Here is a 16,523-nt window from a genome sequence, read left to right as displayed (position 1 = left end):
TTTCTCCTTGTAGGATCGCGCTTTGCTATCCCATATGGGGCCGGTGACAAGCCCTTCCCATTCCGCAGTCCCCTCGATCGTTGCCAGCGACCTGCGCCTGACCCTCGGGAACGGCGGCGGTGCGGTAGAGATACTCAAGGGCGTCGATCTCACCGTGCCGCAGGGGCAGACACTGGCGCTGCTCGGCCCGTCCGGCTCGGGCAAGTCTTCGCTGATGTCGGTGCTTTCGGGGCTGGAGCGGGCGAGTTCCGGCGCGCTGACAGTGGCGGGCGAGGATTTCGCCGCGATGGACGAGGATGCCCTCGCCCGCGCGCGCCGTGGCCGGATCGGCGTGGTGCTGCAGGCTTTCCACCTCTTGCCGACGATGACCGCTCACGAGAACGTCGCAACGCCGCTCGAACTGGCAGGCATGGACCAAGCCCGCGAGCGGGCGGAGGCGGAATTGACCGCCGTCGGCCTCGGCCATCGCCTCACGCATTATCCCGCGCAGCTTTCGGGCGGCGAACAGCAGCGGGTGGCAATCGCCCGCGCGCTGGCCCCGCGCCCCGCGCTGATCTTTGCCGACGAGCCCACCGGCAATCTTGACGCCGGAACGGGGGCCGCGATCATCGACCTGCTCTTCGCCCGCCGCGAAGAAACCGGCGCGACGCTGGCAATCATCACGCACGATGAAACGCTGGCGCAGCATTGTGAGCGGATCGTGACACTGGCGGACGGAAGGATCGCAAGTGACAGCGGTGGATAAGCGGCCCTCACCGCGCACGCTTGCCTGGCGCACCGCCTGGACTATTGCCCGAAGAGATCTCTCGGCCCGTTTCAAGGGGCTGCGCCTGCTGCTCGTCTGCCTGTTTCTCGGCGTGGGCGCGATTGCCGCGATCGGCACGCTGACCGGCTCGATCGAGCGCGAGCTTGCGGTCAGGGGCAAGCAGATCCTGGGCGGCGACATCGAGCTGCGCGTCTGGCAGCGCGGGCTGACCCCGGCCGAACGCGAGGCGCTGGAGCCGCTGGGCGAAGTCTCCGAAGGCCTCAGAATGCAGGCCATCGCCCAGAAGGGCGACCTGACCGCGCCGGTCGCGCTGAAGGCGGTCGACAAGCGCTGGCCGCTCTACGGCAGGCTCGAACTCAAGGATGGCCGCAATGTCGGCGCGCCGCCCGAAGGAACGGCGTGGATCGCGGAAGGGACGGCGGAGAGGCTCGGGCTCAAGGTCGGCGACACCTTCACGATCGGAGGCCAAGCGCAAAAAGTCGGCGGAATCATCGCCGCCGACCCTGAACAGCTCAGCGAAGGCTTCGCGCTGGGCGACCTTGCGATCTCGACGCTCGATCTGCCCCAGCGTGCCGAAATGACCGCACCCGGCGCGATGTACCGAAGCGCGACGCGGGTAAAGTTCAGCGGCGCGCGCGATCCGGAAGCGGTGGAAAAGGACCTGGAGGATCGCTTCCCCGAAGCCGGCTTCCAGATCCGCACGCGCGACAGGGCCGCGCCCTCGACCGAGCGCTTCGTGCGCCGCATGGGGGAGTTCCTCGTGCTCGTCGGCCTCGCCGCGCTGGTCATTGCCGGCATCGGGATCGGTGGAGGTGTCTCGTCATACCTGGAGGCCCGGCGCACTTCCATCGCCACGCTCAAGGTGCTGGGCGCGACCAGCGGAGACATCGCGCGCATCTACCTGTTGCAGATCGGCGCGGCGGCACTCGCCGGAAGCCTTGCGGGTCTCGCCGCCGGCGTTCTGGTGACACCGCTGCTCGCCGGGGCGCTGGGCACGCTGCTGCCCGTGGCAACCGGCTTTACCGTGTCGCCGGCAGCGCTGGCGACGGCCGCCGCCTATGGCCTGCTCGTCGCGCTCGTCTTCGCCGCGCCACCCCTGGTGCGCGCTCGATCCTTTCCCGCGATGGCGTTGATGCGTGCGCGGGTAGTGCCGCTTGCGGCAGACCGCAAGGCGCTCCTGCTGCCGGTGGGCCTCGGGCTCGGCGCGATCGCGGCGCTTGCTCTCGTGAATGCTGCGCAGCCGCTGGTGACGATGGGCTTTCTCGCCGGGGCCGCGCTGATGCTCGCGGTCCTGGCCTTGCTGGGCCGGGGCATCTCCGCCCTCGCCGCCCGCCTTCCGCGCCCCGCGAACCCGATGCTGCGCGCCGGTCTTGCCAACCTGCATCGCCCCGGCGCCCAGACCGGGGCGCTGGTGACCGCGCTTGGCTTCGGCCTCTCCGCCTTTGTCCTGATCGCCGGTGTGCAGACCAGCCTCGAAGCCAACATCCGCAAGACCGTCCCGGCGCGCGCGCCCGACTTTTTCGTGCTCGACATTCCGCGCGACCGCGCCGGCGCGTTTCGCGATGCGGTGGAGCAGACCGTTCCGGGTGCGGTCCTGCGCATGGTGCCGAACATGCGCGGCCGCATCCTCGCCTATGGCCCCAAGGACCGGATGACCCGCGTCTCCGACCTGGAGGAAATTCCCGAAGGCGGCTGGGCGCTGCGCGGCGAGCGCGGGCTGACGTACTTGGCGAACGTGCCCGAGGGCAGCACCGTCACTGCCGGAAAGTGGTGGAGCGAACTCTATCGGGGCGAGCCGCTGGTCTCGCTCGATGAGGAATTCGCCGATGCCATCGGGCTGGAAGTCGGCGACTACATCACCATCGGCCTGCTCGGCGTCGAGCGCACGGCCAGGGTCGCCGCGCTGCGCCGGATCGACTGGGACACGATGGGCTTCAACTTCGTCCTGGTCTTCTCGCCCAATGCGCTTGCCGATGCACCGCACAATCTCGCCGCGACGATCGAGGTGCCGCCCGGCACGTCCACCGCCGGCCTGCTGCCAAGGCTGGTGCGGGCCTTCCCCGCAACGTCGGTGATCGAAACCGGCGGCATCCTGCGCGACGCCCGCGCGCTGCTGAACCAGATGTCGACCGCGATCCTCGCCGCCGCCTCGGTCGCGGTGCTGGCGGGGCTCGCCGTGCTGTTCGGGGCCATCGCCGCCGCGCGGGCGAGCCGGACCTATGACAACGTGATCCTGCGCGTACTGGGCGCGAGCCGGGCGCAGCTTCTGGCGCTGCAACTGGCCGAGTACGGCTTCATCGCGCTTATCCTCGCCCTTGTCGCGCTGGCGAGCGGCAGCGCGATGGCCTGGGCGGTGATCGTGAAGCTCTTCGAGTTCGACTGGCTGCCCGACTGGCCGCGCATGATCGCCGTGCTCGGCGCGGGCCTCGCCCTGATCCTCACCTTCGCGCTGGCCGGCTCGCTGCCGCTGCTGCGGGCGAAACCGGCACAGGCGCTGAGGGAACTTTAGCGGAACACTTCCTCATGTGAGACGAGCGCGCGCGGATCGCGGGTCTTCCAGACCAGCGTGCCGGCAACCATGTCATGCAGGCCCTGCTTGCGTTCGGTAAAGGCCACCATGATAAAGCCGATGAACAGGATGATCGACGACAGGATCTTGGCGAAATAGCGGCCCGTCGCGCGCCCGAAGCTGATCCGGTTGCCGTTAAGGTCCGTCACCACTACGCCCACCACAAGCTTGCCGAGCGTAGCCTGCAGCGGCGAGCTTTCCATGATCGCGAAATAGAGCCAGGTCAGCACCATGCTGAGCAGGATGCTCATCAGAAGCGCCGCGGAGTAGATGCTCTCCTGGCCGCTTTCCATCATCATCATGCTGGTGCCGATTCCCAACCCGAAAATCCCACTGATGATGCTGATCGCGATGTTCAGAATGATCGTATCGATGATGTAGGCGAGCACTCGCCACCAGAAACCACCATAAGGTTGCATGTTGCCCCCTGTCTTTGCCCCGCGCGAGAATTCGCGCATGGAGGCGGCCGGGTCGTCGCACTGCAGACGCGGCCGCTCCCTGATAGCCAGACAACATAAGGCAAACCCCGCTTCCGGCAAGCGGTGAATTCACGCGAATTTGCGTTTATAATCAAAGGAAAAGGGGGCGCGAGAGCCTCCCGGCCTCGCACCCCTGCGTCAGTCTGCCCGCCCGCGCCTCCTCCCTTGCGCAGGGCCGGCAAGCGCTCCGCCCTCAGAAGCGGTAGCGCGCCGCCACGCCATACGTGCGCGGCTGGTTCGGATAGCCCGAGATCGAGCCGGGCTGCGCCGGGCTGTCGAAGATCTGCAGAATCGTGCGGTCGTCGAGCAGGTTGCGCCCCCAGACCGAAAGTTCGATGCCGTTCGCCATCGCATAGGTCAGCGAGGCATTCACGTCGTTGATGTCCTGCTTGAACTCGCGCGCCGCCTGGATCGCGGCGCTGGCATCGAGGATCGCCCCGGTCGCCGGATCCTTGACCGTCAGGCCTGGCAGGCCCTCGACCAGCATGAAGGGCGCCTCGTAATGATAGTCGCCGCGCAGGATCAGCCTGTCGCCATTGCCGATCTCCTGCGTATACTCGGCCCCGAAAGTCACCGAGAGGGGCGAGTATCCCGGCGGCGTCGTGCCGGTGATGTCGCCCACGCCAGAGGCCGCGAAACTGTCGTATTTGCCGTCGAGGTAAGTCATCGACAGGGTCAGCAGCAGCGGATCGACCGGCCTTGCGGAACCGTCGAACTCAAGGCCGAAGACCGACTGCTTGCCGGCATTGGCAAGGAAGAATCCCGAGCCGGTGAAGATGTTGGACTGGAAGTTCTTGATGGTCTGCTGGAACACCGCGAAGTTGGCCGTGACGAGGCCCCAGTTGCCCTTCAGGCCCGCCTCGTAGACCGTCGAATCCTCCGGATCGGCATAGCGGCTGCCCGAAGTGAGATTGGTGACGGCAAGCCCCTGCGCCCGCAGCGAGGAAAGATCCGCGGGCGTCGGCCGGCTGTCCCGTGAGAGGTTGACCGAGGCCGCCTTGTAGCCAGTCGCAAAGCTCGCATAGACGTTGACCGAGGGCGTCAGGTCATAGGCGAGACGCGCGGTGTAGCTGAAATCGCCATCGCTCACCTTGCCGTCCTCGACCGCGTTGGGCACGTTCATGAACGGCGGAAAGAACTGCAGCGCGCGCAGCGGATTGAGCGGATTGGCCGCTGGATTGTTGGCGTTGGCGGCGGCAAAGGCTGCGGCATCGGCCGGAGGCACGCCTTGCGCCACCGCGCCCTGGAAGAGCAGCGCCTGACGGAACGGTGCGTAGGCCGCTGCATTCAGATCGATACCTGCAAAGACATCGTCGGACGTGGTACCGGTCGCGAAGCGCTTCTTGTCGTGCGTGTAGTTGATTCCGCCCGTCAGCGTCAGGCCCGGCGCGACCTCGAAATCGAGCTGACTGAAGAATGACAATGCCTCGTTCTTGAGGCTGTATTCCTCGGTCAGGCCGGTCCCGGCGGCAAAGAACTGGCCGACGTACCTGGTGGCCAGCGCAGGATCGGCTGCCGCCTGTGCTTCGAGCCCGCCGAATATCAGTTCGAGGTCCGAAGCGTTCTGGTTGCCGATGTTGAGCGCACCCTGCGAAAGGCTCTGCACCAGGATATTGGCGTAAGGGCGCGCGTCGTCGCCCCAGTAGACCTCGTTGTTCTGGTCGATCTTCTCGTTGAAGTAGTAAGCACCCACGAGGCCGCTGAGCCGTTCACCCACTTCGAAGTTGGCGCGCAGTTCCTGGGTGAAGGTCTTGACGCGCAGATCCTGCCAGTTGCGGCCCAGCAGGTCGGCGCTGGTGAAGTCCGAATCCTGATTGGTCAGCGCGTTGGTGCGGCGATAGGCCGTGATCGACGTTAGCTGTACGCCGCCAAGGTCGTAATCGACCTGCCCCGAAAGCCCCCAGTTCTCGATCTTGTTGGAGCTTTCGAAGTTGTAATAGGCAATGTCGTCGAACTTCTCGTCCGGCAGGTTGACGTTGCCGCCGACCGCAAAGATCGCCTGTGTCGGCAGTGCCTGGCGCAGGTTGACCGCCGCGCAGCAGTTCTCGTCGATCTTGCCATAGTCGCCGGTCAGGCGAACTTCGAGATTGTCGAGGTTGTCGAACAGCAGCTGGCCGCGCGCAAACCAGCGGTCGCGCTCATTGGTGCGCTCGCCGGTATTGAGGTTGCGGACGATGCCGTCGCGCTTGTTGATGCCGCCGGCGATGCTTGCCGCGATGTTTTCCGTGATCGGCCCGGTAACGCGGCCCTTGAGCGTCATGCTATCGTAGTTGCCGTAGGTCGCCTCGACGTTGCCGCCCAGATCGAACTGGGGCTTCATCGTCGTGATCGAGATGACGCCGGCGGAGGCGTTCTTGCCGAACAGCGTCGACTGCGGACCGCGCAGCACCTCGATGCGCTCCACATCCGGGAAGTCAGCGATCATCGAGGCCGAGCGCGAGCGGTAGACGCCGTCGACGAAGAGGCCGACCGAAGGTTCGATGCCCGCGTTGTTGGCGCCGTTGCCGAAGCCGCGAATATAGAAGTTGGTGTTCGCGCTGCTCTGCAACTGGTTGACGCGCAGCGAGGGCACGACGGACTGCAGGTCCTTCAGGTCGCGGATCTGCGCCCGCTCGATCGTCTGACCGGTGGTGACGGAGACCGAAACCGGCACGTCCTGCAGCGTCTGCTCACGTTTGGTGGCCGTGACGATGATCTCGTCAAAGGATACGTTTTCCGCAGCCTCGTCCTGCGCCATGGCCGCAGGTGCCCAACCGAACATCGTGATCGCCGCGCCAGCAAGCAGCACCGCGCGCGTCCCGGAAAAAATTACCGGGAATCCCGCCTGCATGTTCTTCATGAATTCCTGCTCCTCAACCGGTCGGGCGGTCTGCGTCTCTGTCCGCGAAGTTCCCACCATCTGTGATAAACGACATTTTAGAATGTCTTGGGGGCAAAACAATCGGCATATGTCTGATGGTAGTGGAGAAGTTCCAGCTTGTGGCAGCCGCGCCACAGGGCCGGTTCGCATCGTGCTGAAACTCGGGAATGCTTGCCGGAACGATCTACATCGGCTAAGGGCGCGCGGATTTTGCGGTGCAACATGAACCGCCGCAAGCAATGCCATTTGGCCCCCTCGAAATGTAAGGCTGCCCATGTCCGCCCCGCTTCCCCTGCGTAATATCGCGATCATTGCGCACGTCGACCACGGCAAGACCACCCTCGTCGATCAGCTCTTCCGCCAGTCCGGCACCTTCCGCGACAACCAGCGCGTGGAAGAGCGCGCGATGGATTCCAACGACCTCGAGAAGGAGCGCGGGATCACCATTCTCGCCAAGCCGACCTCGATCGAGTGGAACGGCTATCGCATCAACATCGTCGACACCCCCGGCCACGCCGACTTCGGCGCCGAGGTGGAGCGTATCCTCTCGATGGTGGACGGCGTGATCCTGCTGGTCGACAGCTCGGAAGGCGCAATGCCGCAGACCAAGTTCGTCACCGGCAAGGCGCTGGGCCTGGGCCTTCGCCCGATCGTCGTCGTCAACAAGATCGACCGGCCCGACGGGCGCGCGAGCGAAGTGCTCGACGAGGTGTTCGATCTCTTCGTCGCCCTCGAAGCCCATGACGAGCAGCTCGACTTCCCGGTGCTCTATGCCTCGGGCCGCAACGGCTATGCCAGCGACGACATCGACGCGCGCGAAGGCAGCCTGGAGCCGCTGTTCCAGCTCATCGTCGACCACGTGCCGGCCCCCAGCCTCGAGGTCGAGGCGCCCTTCAGCTTCCTCGCGACCCTGCTCGACCGCGACAACTTCATGGGCCGCGTGCTCACCGGCCGCGTCCAGTCGGGCGTCATCAAGGTCAATGACCCGATCCGGGCGCTCGACGCCGACGGCAAGGTGATCGAAGCAGGCCGCGCCTCCAAGCTCCTGACCTATCGCGGCCTTGACCGCGTGCCGGTCGACGAAGCCCGCGCGGGTGACATCATCGCCATTGCCGGTCTGGAAAAGGCAACGGTCGCGAACACCATCGCCGCGCCGGAAGTGACCGACCCGATTGCCGCCCAGCCGATTGACCCGCCGACGCTCGCCATGCGCTTTGCCGTCAACGACAGCCCGCTCGCGGGCCGCGAGGGCGACAAGGTGACGAGCCGCATGATCCGCGACCGCCTGCTGCGCGAAGCGGAAACCAACGTCGCCATCCGCGTCACCGAAAGCGCCGACAAGGACAGCTTCGAGGTTGCCGGTCGCGGCGAGCTTCAGCTCGGCGTCGTGATCGAGACGATGCGCCGCGAGGGCTTCGAACTCGGCATCAGCCGCCCGCGCGTGCTGTTCCGCACCGATGAGAGCGGCCAGCGCACCGAGCCTTACGAAACCGTCGTGATCGACGTGGACGACGAATACTCGGGCACGGTCGTCGAGAAGATGCAGCGCCGCAAGGCCGAACTTACGGACATGCGCCCCTCGGGCCTGGGCAAGACCCGCATCACCTTCTCGGCACCCTCGCGCGGCCTGATCGGCTACCACGGCGAGTTCCTGTCGGACACGCGCGGCACCGGCATCATGAACCGCCTGTTCGAGAAGTACGACGTCTACAAGGGCGTGATCGAAGGCCGCCAGAACGGCGTGCTGATCTCCAACGGCACCGGCGAAGCGGTGGGCTATGCCCTCAACTCGCTGGAAGAGCGCGGCATCCTGTTCGTGAAGCCGCAGGAAAAGCTCTACGAGGGCATGATCATCGGCGAGAACGCCAAGCCGGATGATCTCGAAGTCAACCCGATGAAGTCCAAGCAGCTCACGAACTTCCGCTCCACGGGCAAGGACGACGCCATCCGCCTGACCCCGCCGAAGATCATGACGCTGGAACAGGCCATCGCCTATATCGACGACGACGAGATGGTCGAAGTCACGCCGCAGTCGATCCGCCTGCGCAAGGCGATCCTCGACCCGCACGAGCGCAAGAAGGCCAGCCGGAAGAAGGAAGCAGCCTGACCGGGACGCGGCGCGCGGTAAAACCCGGCGTTTTCCGCAGCCGTCCTTCCCGACCCGCTCAGAACGTATAGGCCAGGCCGCCGCCGATCAGCCACTGGTCGGCGTCGCCGCGCAGGGCGGTATAGGGCGTCTCGCTGGCGTCGTTCAGCATGCGCGAGTAGCTGGCGAGAGTGAACAGCGCGAGGCCGCCGTCGCGCAGGTCACCGGACAGGTCCCAGCCGATCAGCACACCGCCAGTGACACTGTCCCATCCGCCCTCGGCCTGGTATTCGGGCAGTCCGCTGGCGGCCGACTGAGCCGGCGTAACCGAATAATAGTAGCGGGCGTAATCGTCGTCGACGTGGCGAGCGCTGGCGAGCAGCGTGACCAGAAGCGCCTTGCTCACCGGCGTCGCATAGGAAATCGACGGCGACCAGATCATGCCCTTGTGGGCTCCCGCCACGTCCCACTGCACGTCGCCGGAAAGCGTCAGTGCATCGTAGGCATTGAGCACCTGATAGGCGCTTACGCCGCCGCTCACACCCAATTCGACGGCGGTGTCGAGCTTGCCTGCGGCGCGGACGACCGGATCCTCGATACGCACCGCCCGGTTGCGCGAGATTGTCGCCACCGGCCCCAGCTGGAAGCCGAAACGGGCGTCCTTCGCGTCGGGAATGAAGTCCAGCGCGACCCCCGCCGGGCGCGGAGATATGGCTATACCGCGGAAACTGCCGCGCACGATCGGTATCGGTGAGACGACATAGTCGTCCGAGCCGTCATAGCTGGGCCCATAGATGGCCCCGGCGCCGACAGTAATATAATCTCCATCGAGCACGCTTTTACCGTCCGCTTCCGACGCAAGGGCCGGGGCGCCGGACATTCCGAACGCCAGGACAAGAGCTGCGAGGCCGGGAAAATGTCGCATGAATCTTTCCTCCCGTATGGCGTCGACAACGTACCGCGAGGAGGGACGTTGCATGCTATCCCGTCCGGCCGCGGCTATGCCCCGTCTTCGGGCAGGCTGTCCTTGCCGTCGCCAAGCTGCCGCTGCATCAGGAAGATGTCGACCCACTGGTCGTGCTTCCAACCGGCACCAGACAGTGTCCCGACCGGCCGGTAACCGGCGCGGGCATGAAGGACAACCGAAGCCGGCTCGCTCGCGGCGATTACCGCGAAGGCCTGACGATAACCGCGCTTCTCGCACTCCTCGACCAGCGAGGACAGCACGCGGCCGCCGATTCCGCGTCCCAGACTATCGGCGCCCACGTAGATCGTCGTTTCGACACTGTAGCGGTAGCCGTTGCGCGGCCCGTAGCGGTGTCCGTAACCGAAACCGATCACGCGCCCGCCCGCATCGTGCACGATCAGGAAAGGGTACCCCGCATCTATGGTATCGCGGATCCGGCGTGCCATTTCGCATTCGTCGGGCGGTTCGGTTTCAAAGGTTGCAGTGCTATTGAGCACATAGTGTGCATAGATCCCGGCTATGGCCGCAGCATCGTCCAGCGAAGCGTCACAGACGGTCAGATCGTCGTTCATCGGCCCGAACATGCCGTAAAGCAGGCACCATGCCAAGTTGCAGTAACCCCGGGGCATTCCTAAACGTGACAACGATGCGACCATTCTCGTGCAATCTGGCGATCCTGGGCGGCGGCCTTGCCGGGGGACTTATCGCCCTCGCCCTGGCGGCAAGGCGGCCTGACCTGCGGGTATTGCTCATCGAGCGGGAGGAGCAACTGGGCGGCGCGCATGTCTGGTCCTTCTTCGCGAGCGATATCGCGCCGGAGCACCGCGCTTTCGTGGAACCGTTGGTGACAGCGCGCTGGCAGGGCTATTCGGTGCATTTCCCCGGCCGTTCGCGCGACCTTGCCTCGGCCTATCACAGCGTGACGAGCGAGCGGCTGGACGCCGTCGTCCGCGCGTCGCTGCCGGCTGGCACCGTGCTCACCGGCAGCGAGGTGCTCGAGGCCACGCCGAAGGAGGTCACGCTTGCCGACGGCACGACGATCGCGGCCGACGCCGTGATCGACGCGCGGGGCGCATCCCGCCTGCCGCACATGGCGGGCGGCTGGCAGAAGTTCATGGGGCAAACGCTGCGCACCGCCGCGCCCCACGGCCTCAAGCACCCGATCGTGATGGACGCGCGCGTGGAACAGATCGACGGCTATCGCTTTGTATATTGCCTTCCCTTCTCCGAGCGGGAGGTCTTCGTGGAGGACACCTACTACGCCGATGGCCCGGCGCTGGACCTGCCTGCCCTGCGCCGCCGGATCGCGGACTACGCCGCGCACCGGGGCTGGCGGGTCGACGAAGTGATCTATGAGGAAACCGGCGTACTTCCGGTGATTGCACAAGGAATTTTCGATGCTTTCTGGAAGGCGAGCGACAACGGCCTGCCCCGCGCGGGGGTACGCGCCGCCCTTGTCCACCCGTTGACCTCGTATTCCTTTCCCGATGCTTTAAAATTCGCCATGCATCTCGCGGCGCTCGACAATCCTTGCGACGAGCGCCTAGGAAAGGTCAGTCATGCATGGGCAGCACAGCACTGGCGCAAGGGGCGCTTCTACCGGATGTTGACGCGCATGCTTTTTGGCGCGGCGCGGCCGCATGAGCGCTGGCGCGTGCTCGCGCGCTTCTACGGCCTGCCGGAAAGCCTGATCGAACGGTTCTATGCCGGCAGATCCACGCCGCTGGACATGGCGCGCGTGCTGGCGGGCAAGCCGCCGGTGCCGGTCGGCGCTGCGCTCGCCAGCCTGGCGGGGCGCGGGAGACCGCTTGCCGACCTCGGCGCCCCGCCCGGGAGCCATGTATGAAGAAAGCCTGCGTGATCGGCGCGGGTTTCGGCGGGCTCGCCCTTGCCTTGCGCCTGCAAAGCGCCGGGATCGAGACGACGATCGTCGAGGCCCGCGACAAGGTGGGCGGACGTGCCTATGCTTGGGAACGCGAAGGCTTCACCTTCGATGCCGGCCCCACCGTCATCACCGACCCGGAGTGCCTGCGCGAGCTCTGGGGGCTTTCGGGCCACGACATGGCCGACGATGTCGAACTGATGCCGGTCTCGCCGTTCTACCGGCTCAACTGGCCGGACGGCACGGTTTTCGACTATTCGAACGACGAAGTGGCCCTGCGACGCGAGATCGCGCGGCTTTCGCCCCACGACCTGGGCGGTTACGAGGAATTCCTGCGTTACGCCGCCGGCGTCTATCAGGAAGGGTACGTCAAGCTGGGGCACGAGGCTTTCCTCAACTTTTCCAGCATGGTGAAGGCCGCGCCGGCCCTGGCCCGCTATCAGGCGTGGCGCTCGGTCTATTCCATAGTTTCGACTTATGTGAAGGACGAGCACCTGCGCCAGGCGTTTTCGTTCCATACCCTGCTGGTGGGCGGAAATCCGATGACGACCAGCGCGATCTACGCCCTGATCCACAAGCTGGAGAAGGACGGCGGCGTCTGGTGGACGAAGGGCGGCACCAACAGGCTGGCGCAAGCCATGGCCGCCCTGTTCGAGCGACTGGGCGGCACCTTGCGGCTTTCCGACAAGGTCGCGCAGATTCACACGCTGGGCGACCACGTCACCGAGGTCGAATGCGAAAGCGGGTGGAAGGAACGCTTCGACGCGATCGCTTCCAACGGCGACATCGTCCATACGTATCGCGAACTGCTTTCGGGCTCCATGCGCGGCAAGACCATGGCGAAGAAGCTGGCGGCAAAGCGCTTCTCGCCCAGCCTGTTCGTCGTCCACTTCGGGCTGGAAGGGGCCTGGCCGGGCATTCCCCACCATACGATCCTGTTCGGCCCGCGCTACAAGGAGCTGCTCGACGATATCTTCGAACACGGCGTCCTGCCGCGCGATTTCTCGATCTACCTGCACCACCCGACCGTTACCGACCCGTCGATGGCGCCGCCGGGCAAGAGCACGTTCTACGCGCTCATTCCCGTAGCCCACATGGGCAAGCTGCCGATCGACTGGAACGAGGTCGGCCCGGAGCTCGAACGCCGTGTCCTTGACGAAGTGGGGCGGCGCCTGATTCCGGACATCTACGACCGCATAGTGACCAGATTCCACTATGCTCCCACGGATTTCGAGGCCGACCTTTCCGCCTTTCACGGCAGCGCCTTCAGCCTGGAACCGATCCTGACGCAAAGCGCCTGGTTTCGCGGCCACAACCGCGACGATCAGCTCAGGAACTTCTATCTCGTCGGCGCCGGCACGCATCCGGGCGCGGGGATTCCCGGCGTCGTCGGCTCGGCCAAGGCGACCGCGAAGCTCATGCTGGAGGAACTGCGTTGACGCCCTCGCCCTCCGGCCCAAGTGTTCCCGCGCAACCGAAGGTTTTCAACTGACATGAAGCGCCTTGCCGTCTACTGCGGCTCCGCAACACCTGCCGATCCGCGCTACATCGATCTCGCGCGCGATGTGGGCGCCGCCCTGGCGCGCGAAGGCATCGGCATCGTTTATGGGGGCGGACGGCTCGGCCTGATGGGCGCGCTCGCGGCCTCCGCGCTGCTGGCCGGCGGCGAGGTAATCGGCGTCATCCCCGAAGCCCTCGTCCGCGACGAGGTCGCCAACCACGATTGCACCGACCTGCACATCGTCGACACCATGCATGAGCGCAAGGCCGCCTTCACCCGCTATGCGGACGGTTTCCTGATCCTGCCCGGCGGCGTCGGCACCATGGACGAGCTGTGGGAAGCGGTCAGCTGGGCGCAACTGGGCTATCACGCCAAGCCGATCGGCGTGCTCAATGCCTTCGGTTTCTACGATGGCCTGCTCGCGTTCAATCTTCATATGGCCGAAGTGGGTTTCGTGCGCCCCGCCCACCAGAGCATCATCATGGCGGAAACCGAACTCGACCTCCTGCTCACGCGCATGCGCGCGCATGAACCGGTCATGCCGATCGTCGGAATGGCGCCGGATACGCTGTGACCGGCGGTGCGAAAGGCTACTGTGCGCTTACCCCGCCCCTCTGAAATGGAGGGGGCTCTGGCGGCGGTCGATCGTTCACAACTCGTCGCTGCGGCCCACCTCTCAATCCGGCGCGGTTCGAAGAGCTTCGCCGCCGCCAGCCGCCTGTTCGACCGCACGACGCGCGAACGGGTGTGGCTGCTCTACGCCTGGTGTCGGGCCTGCGACGACATCGCCGACGAGCAGGACCATGGCGGTCCTGCTTCCCTCGGCCAGGCCGAAACCCGCCTCCCCCCCGAAACGCGCCTGGCGACGATCCGGACGCTTACCCATCGTGCCATGGCCGGGGAGGAGACCGACTCTCCTTCCTTTGACGCCCTCGGCGTCCTGATGCAGGAGGCGCCGTTGACGACGCCGATGGTCGAAGACGTGCTGGCCGGCTTCGCCCTCGATGCCGCCGAATGGCGCCCCCGCACGGAAGCGGACATGCTGCGCTACTGCTATCACGTGGCCGGAGCAGTGGGCGTGATGATGGCCGCCATCATGGGCATTCCCGCCGGGGACGAGGACACGCTGGACCGGGCATGCGATCTCGGCATCGCCTTTCAGCTTGCCAATATCGTCCGCGACGTATGGGAGGACGACGCCGCAGGACGCTGCTACCTGCCCGTCGAATGGCTGGTCGAGGCAGACATCCCGCCCGGCGAAGTGACCAAGCCCCATTACCGTCATGCCCTGGTGCCTCTGGTCAGGCGGGCCTGCGAACTGGCGCGCACATACGAAGCCTCGGCCCGGCTCGGCGCCGCGCGCCTCGCGTTCCGCCAACGCTGGGCCGTGCTGGCGGCGGCGAACATCTACGGCGATATCGCAAGCCAGGTGGAAGCGCTTGGCGCCCACGCGTGGGACCACCGCGTCCACACGAGCCGCGCACGCAAGGCGAAGCTGGTGATCGAAGCATTCCGGCAGGCGAGGCGCGGACCCGATCCGGCTCCGCGCCCCTCCTTGTCACGCCGCGAATTGGCCGCACTCGCCCGTACTTGACGACATCGTCGCAAGCCCCCGCGAGTGCGGGATCGTAGCATTATTTTATTATCACGCCCGACCGATCCGCTATCGCACCGGCCTATCTTCCGGCATCTCGCGGATCGAACCCGAAGGGCCACAACACGATGCGCTAAAGGGCGATTCGCGGTCGCAAGCGCGACATTGTCAGGCAGCATCGAAGGCAACAAGGGCACAGAACAGCGTTTGCCGTCGCCTGCCTCTTGCGTGCGATGGCCTGCTGGGAATTCAACAATATTGGAGCCTATTGGAGCCACCGGCGCGCTAACGCGTTGATTTCCGCACAACTGCCGTGGAGGATATCATGCTGTTCAAGATCGCCGCCGTGTTGGTCGTGCTCTGGCTGCTCGGCCTGATCGTGTTCAAGGTCAGCGGCGCGCTGATCCACGTCCTGCTGGTGATTGCGATCATCGTCGGGCTCGTCCAGCTGTTCCGTGGTCGGCGCGGGCCGCCCTGACCCATGTCTCAGCCCGCGTCTTCGGGGCGATCACCGGGTGCGTAGTAGGCCGCAGGGTAGTTGAGACGACGGAACAGCCGGCCTCGCTCCGAATAGAGAACGCCGCCCAACGCCACGATGCCCGCCACGGTCATCGCCGCGAAGATCGGTACCGCGGTCCCGTCGTAGGCCCGGCCGATGAGGGCACCCAGCGTGGCGCCCACCAGCAGACGCAGGAACGATACCACCGAGGCTGCCGCTCCCGCGGTACGGGCGAAAGGCTGAAGGCTGATCGCCTGGAAATTGGCGCCGATGAAAGACATCATGCACATCCCGATGGTCATGAGCGGCACGAACACCCATAACGTCTCGCTGCCTTCCATCGAAATTCCGAGATGGATCGCGGCGACAACAATGTAGACGATTAGCGCCGTCTGCGAGACGCGGCGGGCGCCGAAGCGCTCGACGATGCGCGAATTGATGAAGTTCGTGCTCGCCATGACCAGCGCCATGCCGCCAAACACCGCCGGGAACATCGTGCCGGCGCCGAAGTGCTCACCCACCAGCTGCTGCGCGCTGTTGATGTAACCAAACAGGGCCGCCTGGATCAGCGCGGCCCCCATGATGTAGCCGACCGCCTCGCGCAAAAGAAGCGCCGAGGTCATGTTACGCGCTACGACAAGCGGCCGGATCTCCTGCCGGAAGTCGGTGTGCAACGTCTCCGGCAGGCGCAACAGCGTCCATATGAGGACAGCCGTTCCCAGTACCGCCATGACTCCGAATATCCAGCGCCAGCCGGCGACAAGCTGGATCGCCTGCCCTAGCATGGGCGCGATCATCGGCACGATCATGAAGGTCATCGCCACCAGAGACTGCGTACGCGCCATCTGGTCGCCTTCGAAGCGGTCGCGCATGACGGTCATCGGCAGGACCATCAGCGCGGCGCTGAAGAATCCCATCATCCCGCGCGCCACCAACAGCAGCGTGAAGTCCGGAACAAGCGCGCAGACCAGCGAGAACACCACGTAGGCGCAAAGCGCAAACACAATTACCGCCTTGCGCCCGAAGCGGTCTGCGAGCGACCCCGGCACCAGCGAGCCGAGTCCTGCGCTGATCAGAAAGACCCCCACGATGAGCTGACGGTCGTTTGCATTCGAAACTGCAAAATCAGCGGAGATCGCGCCCAGCGCCGGCAGCATGATGTCGATGGCAAGCGCCTGAAGCGCCTGCAAGGAAGCCAGCAGCACGACGAATTCCTTACCGCCGAGAGGAAAGTTTTCCTGAGTATTTTGGGGAGAGGACATCGCCGTGTGCAATGCAGCATGCGCGCCCGCGTGACCAGCCGATTTATGCGTTTACAGC

The 16,523-nt window shown here is 65.4% G+C and carries 13 protein-coding genes; 8 read left to right on the top strand and 5 right to left on the bottom strand.

Translation table 11 applies throughout. The features are described 5' to 3' along the window. The first annotated feature begins 34 nt into the window (after window positions 1-34). Both IEX32_RS12645 and IEX32_RS12640 read left to right on the top strand, forming a co-directional pair. Window positions 35-745, top strand: coding sequence for an ABC transporter ATP-binding protein (locus tag IEX32_RS12645; protein WP_188771937.1), 711 nt, complete (start codon window positions 35-37; stop codon window positions 743-745). Next, window positions 738-3,275: an ABC transporter permease gene (locus IEX32_RS12640; RefSeq protein ID WP_188771936.1), complete on the top strand. Its 2,538-nt coding sequence runs from the start codon at window positions 738-740 to the stop codon at window positions 3,273-3,275. The genes IEX32_RS12645 and IEX32_RS12640 overlap by 8 nt, the downstream gene beginning before the upstream one ends. On the opposite strand, the gene IEX32_RS12635 is transcribed toward IEX32_RS12640, so the two are convergent. Further along, window positions 3,272-3,754, bottom strand: a complete 483-nt coding sequence (locus IEX32_RS12635; protein ID WP_188771897.1) for an RDD family protein — start codon at window positions 3,752-3,754, stop codon at window positions 3,272-3,274. The two genes, IEX32_RS12640 and IEX32_RS12635, sit on opposite strands and share 4 nt — an antisense overlap. 253 nt (window positions 3,755-4,007) lie before the next feature. Next, window positions 4,008-6,653 carry a TonB-dependent receptor gene (locus tag IEX32_RS12630; protein WP_188771896.1) on the bottom strand — a complete coding sequence of 882 codons (2,646 nt, stop codon included), beginning with the start codon at window positions 6,651-6,653 and terminating at the stop codon, window positions 4,008-4,010. Between the two features lie 295 nt (window positions 6,654-6,948). Between IEX32_RS12630 and typA the strand changes: the two genes are divergently transcribed. Further along, on the top strand, window positions 6,949-8,781 hold the full coding sequence (gene typA, locus IEX32_RS12625) for a translational GTPase TypA (RefSeq protein WP_188771895.1): 1,833 nt from the start codon (window positions 6,949-6,951) through the stop codon (window positions 8,779-8,781). 58 nt (window positions 8,782-8,839) lie between these two features. Here the strand turns inward: typA and IEX32_RS12620 are convergent, their stop codons facing one another. Together IEX32_RS12620 and IEX32_RS12615 are read right to left on the bottom strand one after the other, a co-directional pair. After that, entirely contained in the window at window positions 8,840-9,685 is an 846-nt protein-coding gene (locus tag IEX32_RS12620; RefSeq protein ID WP_188771894.1) for a MipA/OmpV family protein, read from the bottom strand. Window positions 9,686-9,759: 74 nt separating this feature from the next. Next, window positions 9,760-10,335: a GNAT family N-acetyltransferase gene (locus IEX32_RS12615; RefSeq protein WP_229736356.1), complete on the bottom strand. Its 576-nt coding sequence runs from the start codon at window positions 10,333-10,335 to the stop codon at window positions 9,760-9,762. Between the two features lie 38 nt (window positions 10,336-10,373). On the opposite strand from IEX32_RS12615, the gene crtY reads away from it, so the two are divergent. The 5 genes from crtY (at window position 10,374) to IEX32_RS12590 (ending at window position 15,182) form a co-directional block, all read left to right on the top strand. Then, window positions 10,374-11,573: a lycopene beta-cyclase CrtY gene (gene crtY / locus IEX32_RS12610; RefSeq protein WP_188771934.1), complete on the top strand. Its 1,200-nt coding sequence runs from the start codon at window positions 10,374-10,376 to the stop codon at window positions 11,571-11,573. Continuing rightward, on the top strand, window positions 11,570-13,048 hold the full coding sequence (locus tag IEX32_RS12605) for a phytoene desaturase (protein ID WP_188771893.1): 1,479 nt from the start codon (window positions 11,570-11,572) through the stop codon (window positions 13,046-13,048). The genes crtY and IEX32_RS12605 overlap by 4 nt, the downstream gene beginning before the upstream one ends. A 54-nt stretch (window positions 13,049-13,102) precedes the next feature. Next, window positions 13,103-13,684, top strand: coding sequence for an LOG family protein (locus IEX32_RS12600; protein WP_188771892.1), 582 nt, complete (start codon window positions 13,103-13,105; stop codon window positions 13,682-13,684). Between the two features lie 45 nt (window positions 13,685-13,729). Further along, window positions 13,730-14,704, top strand: coding sequence for a phytoene/squalene synthase family protein (locus tag IEX32_RS12595; protein ID WP_188771933.1), 975 nt, complete (start codon window positions 13,730-13,732; stop codon window positions 14,702-14,704). A 325-nt stretch (window positions 14,705-15,029) separates the two neighbouring features. Further along, window positions 15,030-15,182 carry a lmo0937 family membrane protein gene (locus tag IEX32_RS12590; RefSeq protein WP_188771891.1) on the top strand — a complete coding sequence of 51 codons (153 nt, stop codon included), beginning with the start codon at window positions 15,030-15,032 and terminating at the stop codon, window positions 15,180-15,182. Between the two features lie 8 nt (window positions 15,183-15,190). Here IEX32_RS12590 and IEX32_RS12585 read toward each other — a convergent pair whose 3' ends face one another. Then, entirely contained in the window at window positions 15,191-16,465 is a 1,275-nt protein-coding gene (locus tag IEX32_RS12585) for a multidrug effflux MFS transporter (protein WP_188771890.1), read from the bottom strand. Window positions 16,466-16,523 lie beyond the last annotated feature (58 nt).

Origin of the sequence: Novosphingobium endophyticum (genome assembly GCF_014640675.1) — a bacterium.
Taxonomy (GTDB): domain Bacteria; phylum Pseudomonadota; class Alphaproteobacteria; order Sphingomonadales; family Sphingomonadaceae; genus Novosphingobium; species Novosphingobium endophyticum.
Note: the sequence above shows the minus strand (reverse complement) of the source record. Positions and strands in the feature narration are given on the sequence as shown.

What these genes read in the sequence shown, in the direction of transcription:
- IEX32_RS12645 (WP_188771937.1), top strand. Translation starts at nt 35, where the DNA reads ATGGGGCCGGTGACAAGCCCTTCCCATTCCGCAGTCCCCTCGATCGTT.
- IEX32_RS12620 (WP_188771894.1), bottom strand. Translation starts at nt 9,685, where the DNA reads ATGCGACATTTTCCCGGCCTCGCAGCTCTTGTCCTGGCGTTCGGAATG.
- IEX32_RS12600 (WP_188771892.1), top strand. Translation starts at nt 13,103, where the DNA reads ATGAAGCGCCTTGCCGTCTACTGCGGCTCCGCAACACCTGCCGATCCG.
- IEX32_RS12590 (WP_188771891.1), top strand. Translation starts at nt 15,030, where the DNA reads ATGCTGTTCAAGATCGCCGCCGTGTTGGTCGTGCTCTGGCTGCTCGGC.
- crtY (WP_188771934.1), top strand. Translation starts at nt 10,374, where the DNA reads ATGCGACCATTCTCGTGCAATCTGGCGATCCTGGGCGGCGGCCTTGCC.
- IEX32_RS12605 (WP_188771893.1), top strand. Translation starts at nt 11,570, where the DNA reads ATGAAGAAAGCCTGCGTGATCGGCGCGGGTTTCGGCGGGCTCGCCCTT.
- IEX32_RS12630 (WP_188771896.1), bottom strand. Translation starts at nt 6,653, where the DNA reads ATGAAGAACATGCAGGCGGGATTCCCGGTAATTTTTTCCGGGACGCGC.
- IEX32_RS12585 (WP_188771890.1), bottom strand. Translation starts at nt 16,465, where the DNA reads ATGTCCTCTCCCCAAAATACTCAGGAAAACTTTCCTCTCGGCGGTAAG.
- IEX32_RS12635 (WP_188771897.1), bottom strand. Translation starts at nt 3,754, where the DNA reads ATGCAACCTTATGGTGGTTTCTGGTGGCGAGTGCTCGCCTACATCATC.
- typA (WP_188771895.1), top strand. Translation starts at nt 6,949, where the DNA reads ATGTCCGCCCCGCTTCCCCTGCGTAATATCGCGATCATTGCGCACGTC.
- IEX32_RS12595 (WP_188771933.1), top strand. Translation starts at nt 13,730, where the DNA reads ATGGAGGGGGCTCTGGCGGCGGTCGATCGTTCACAACTCGTCGCTGCG.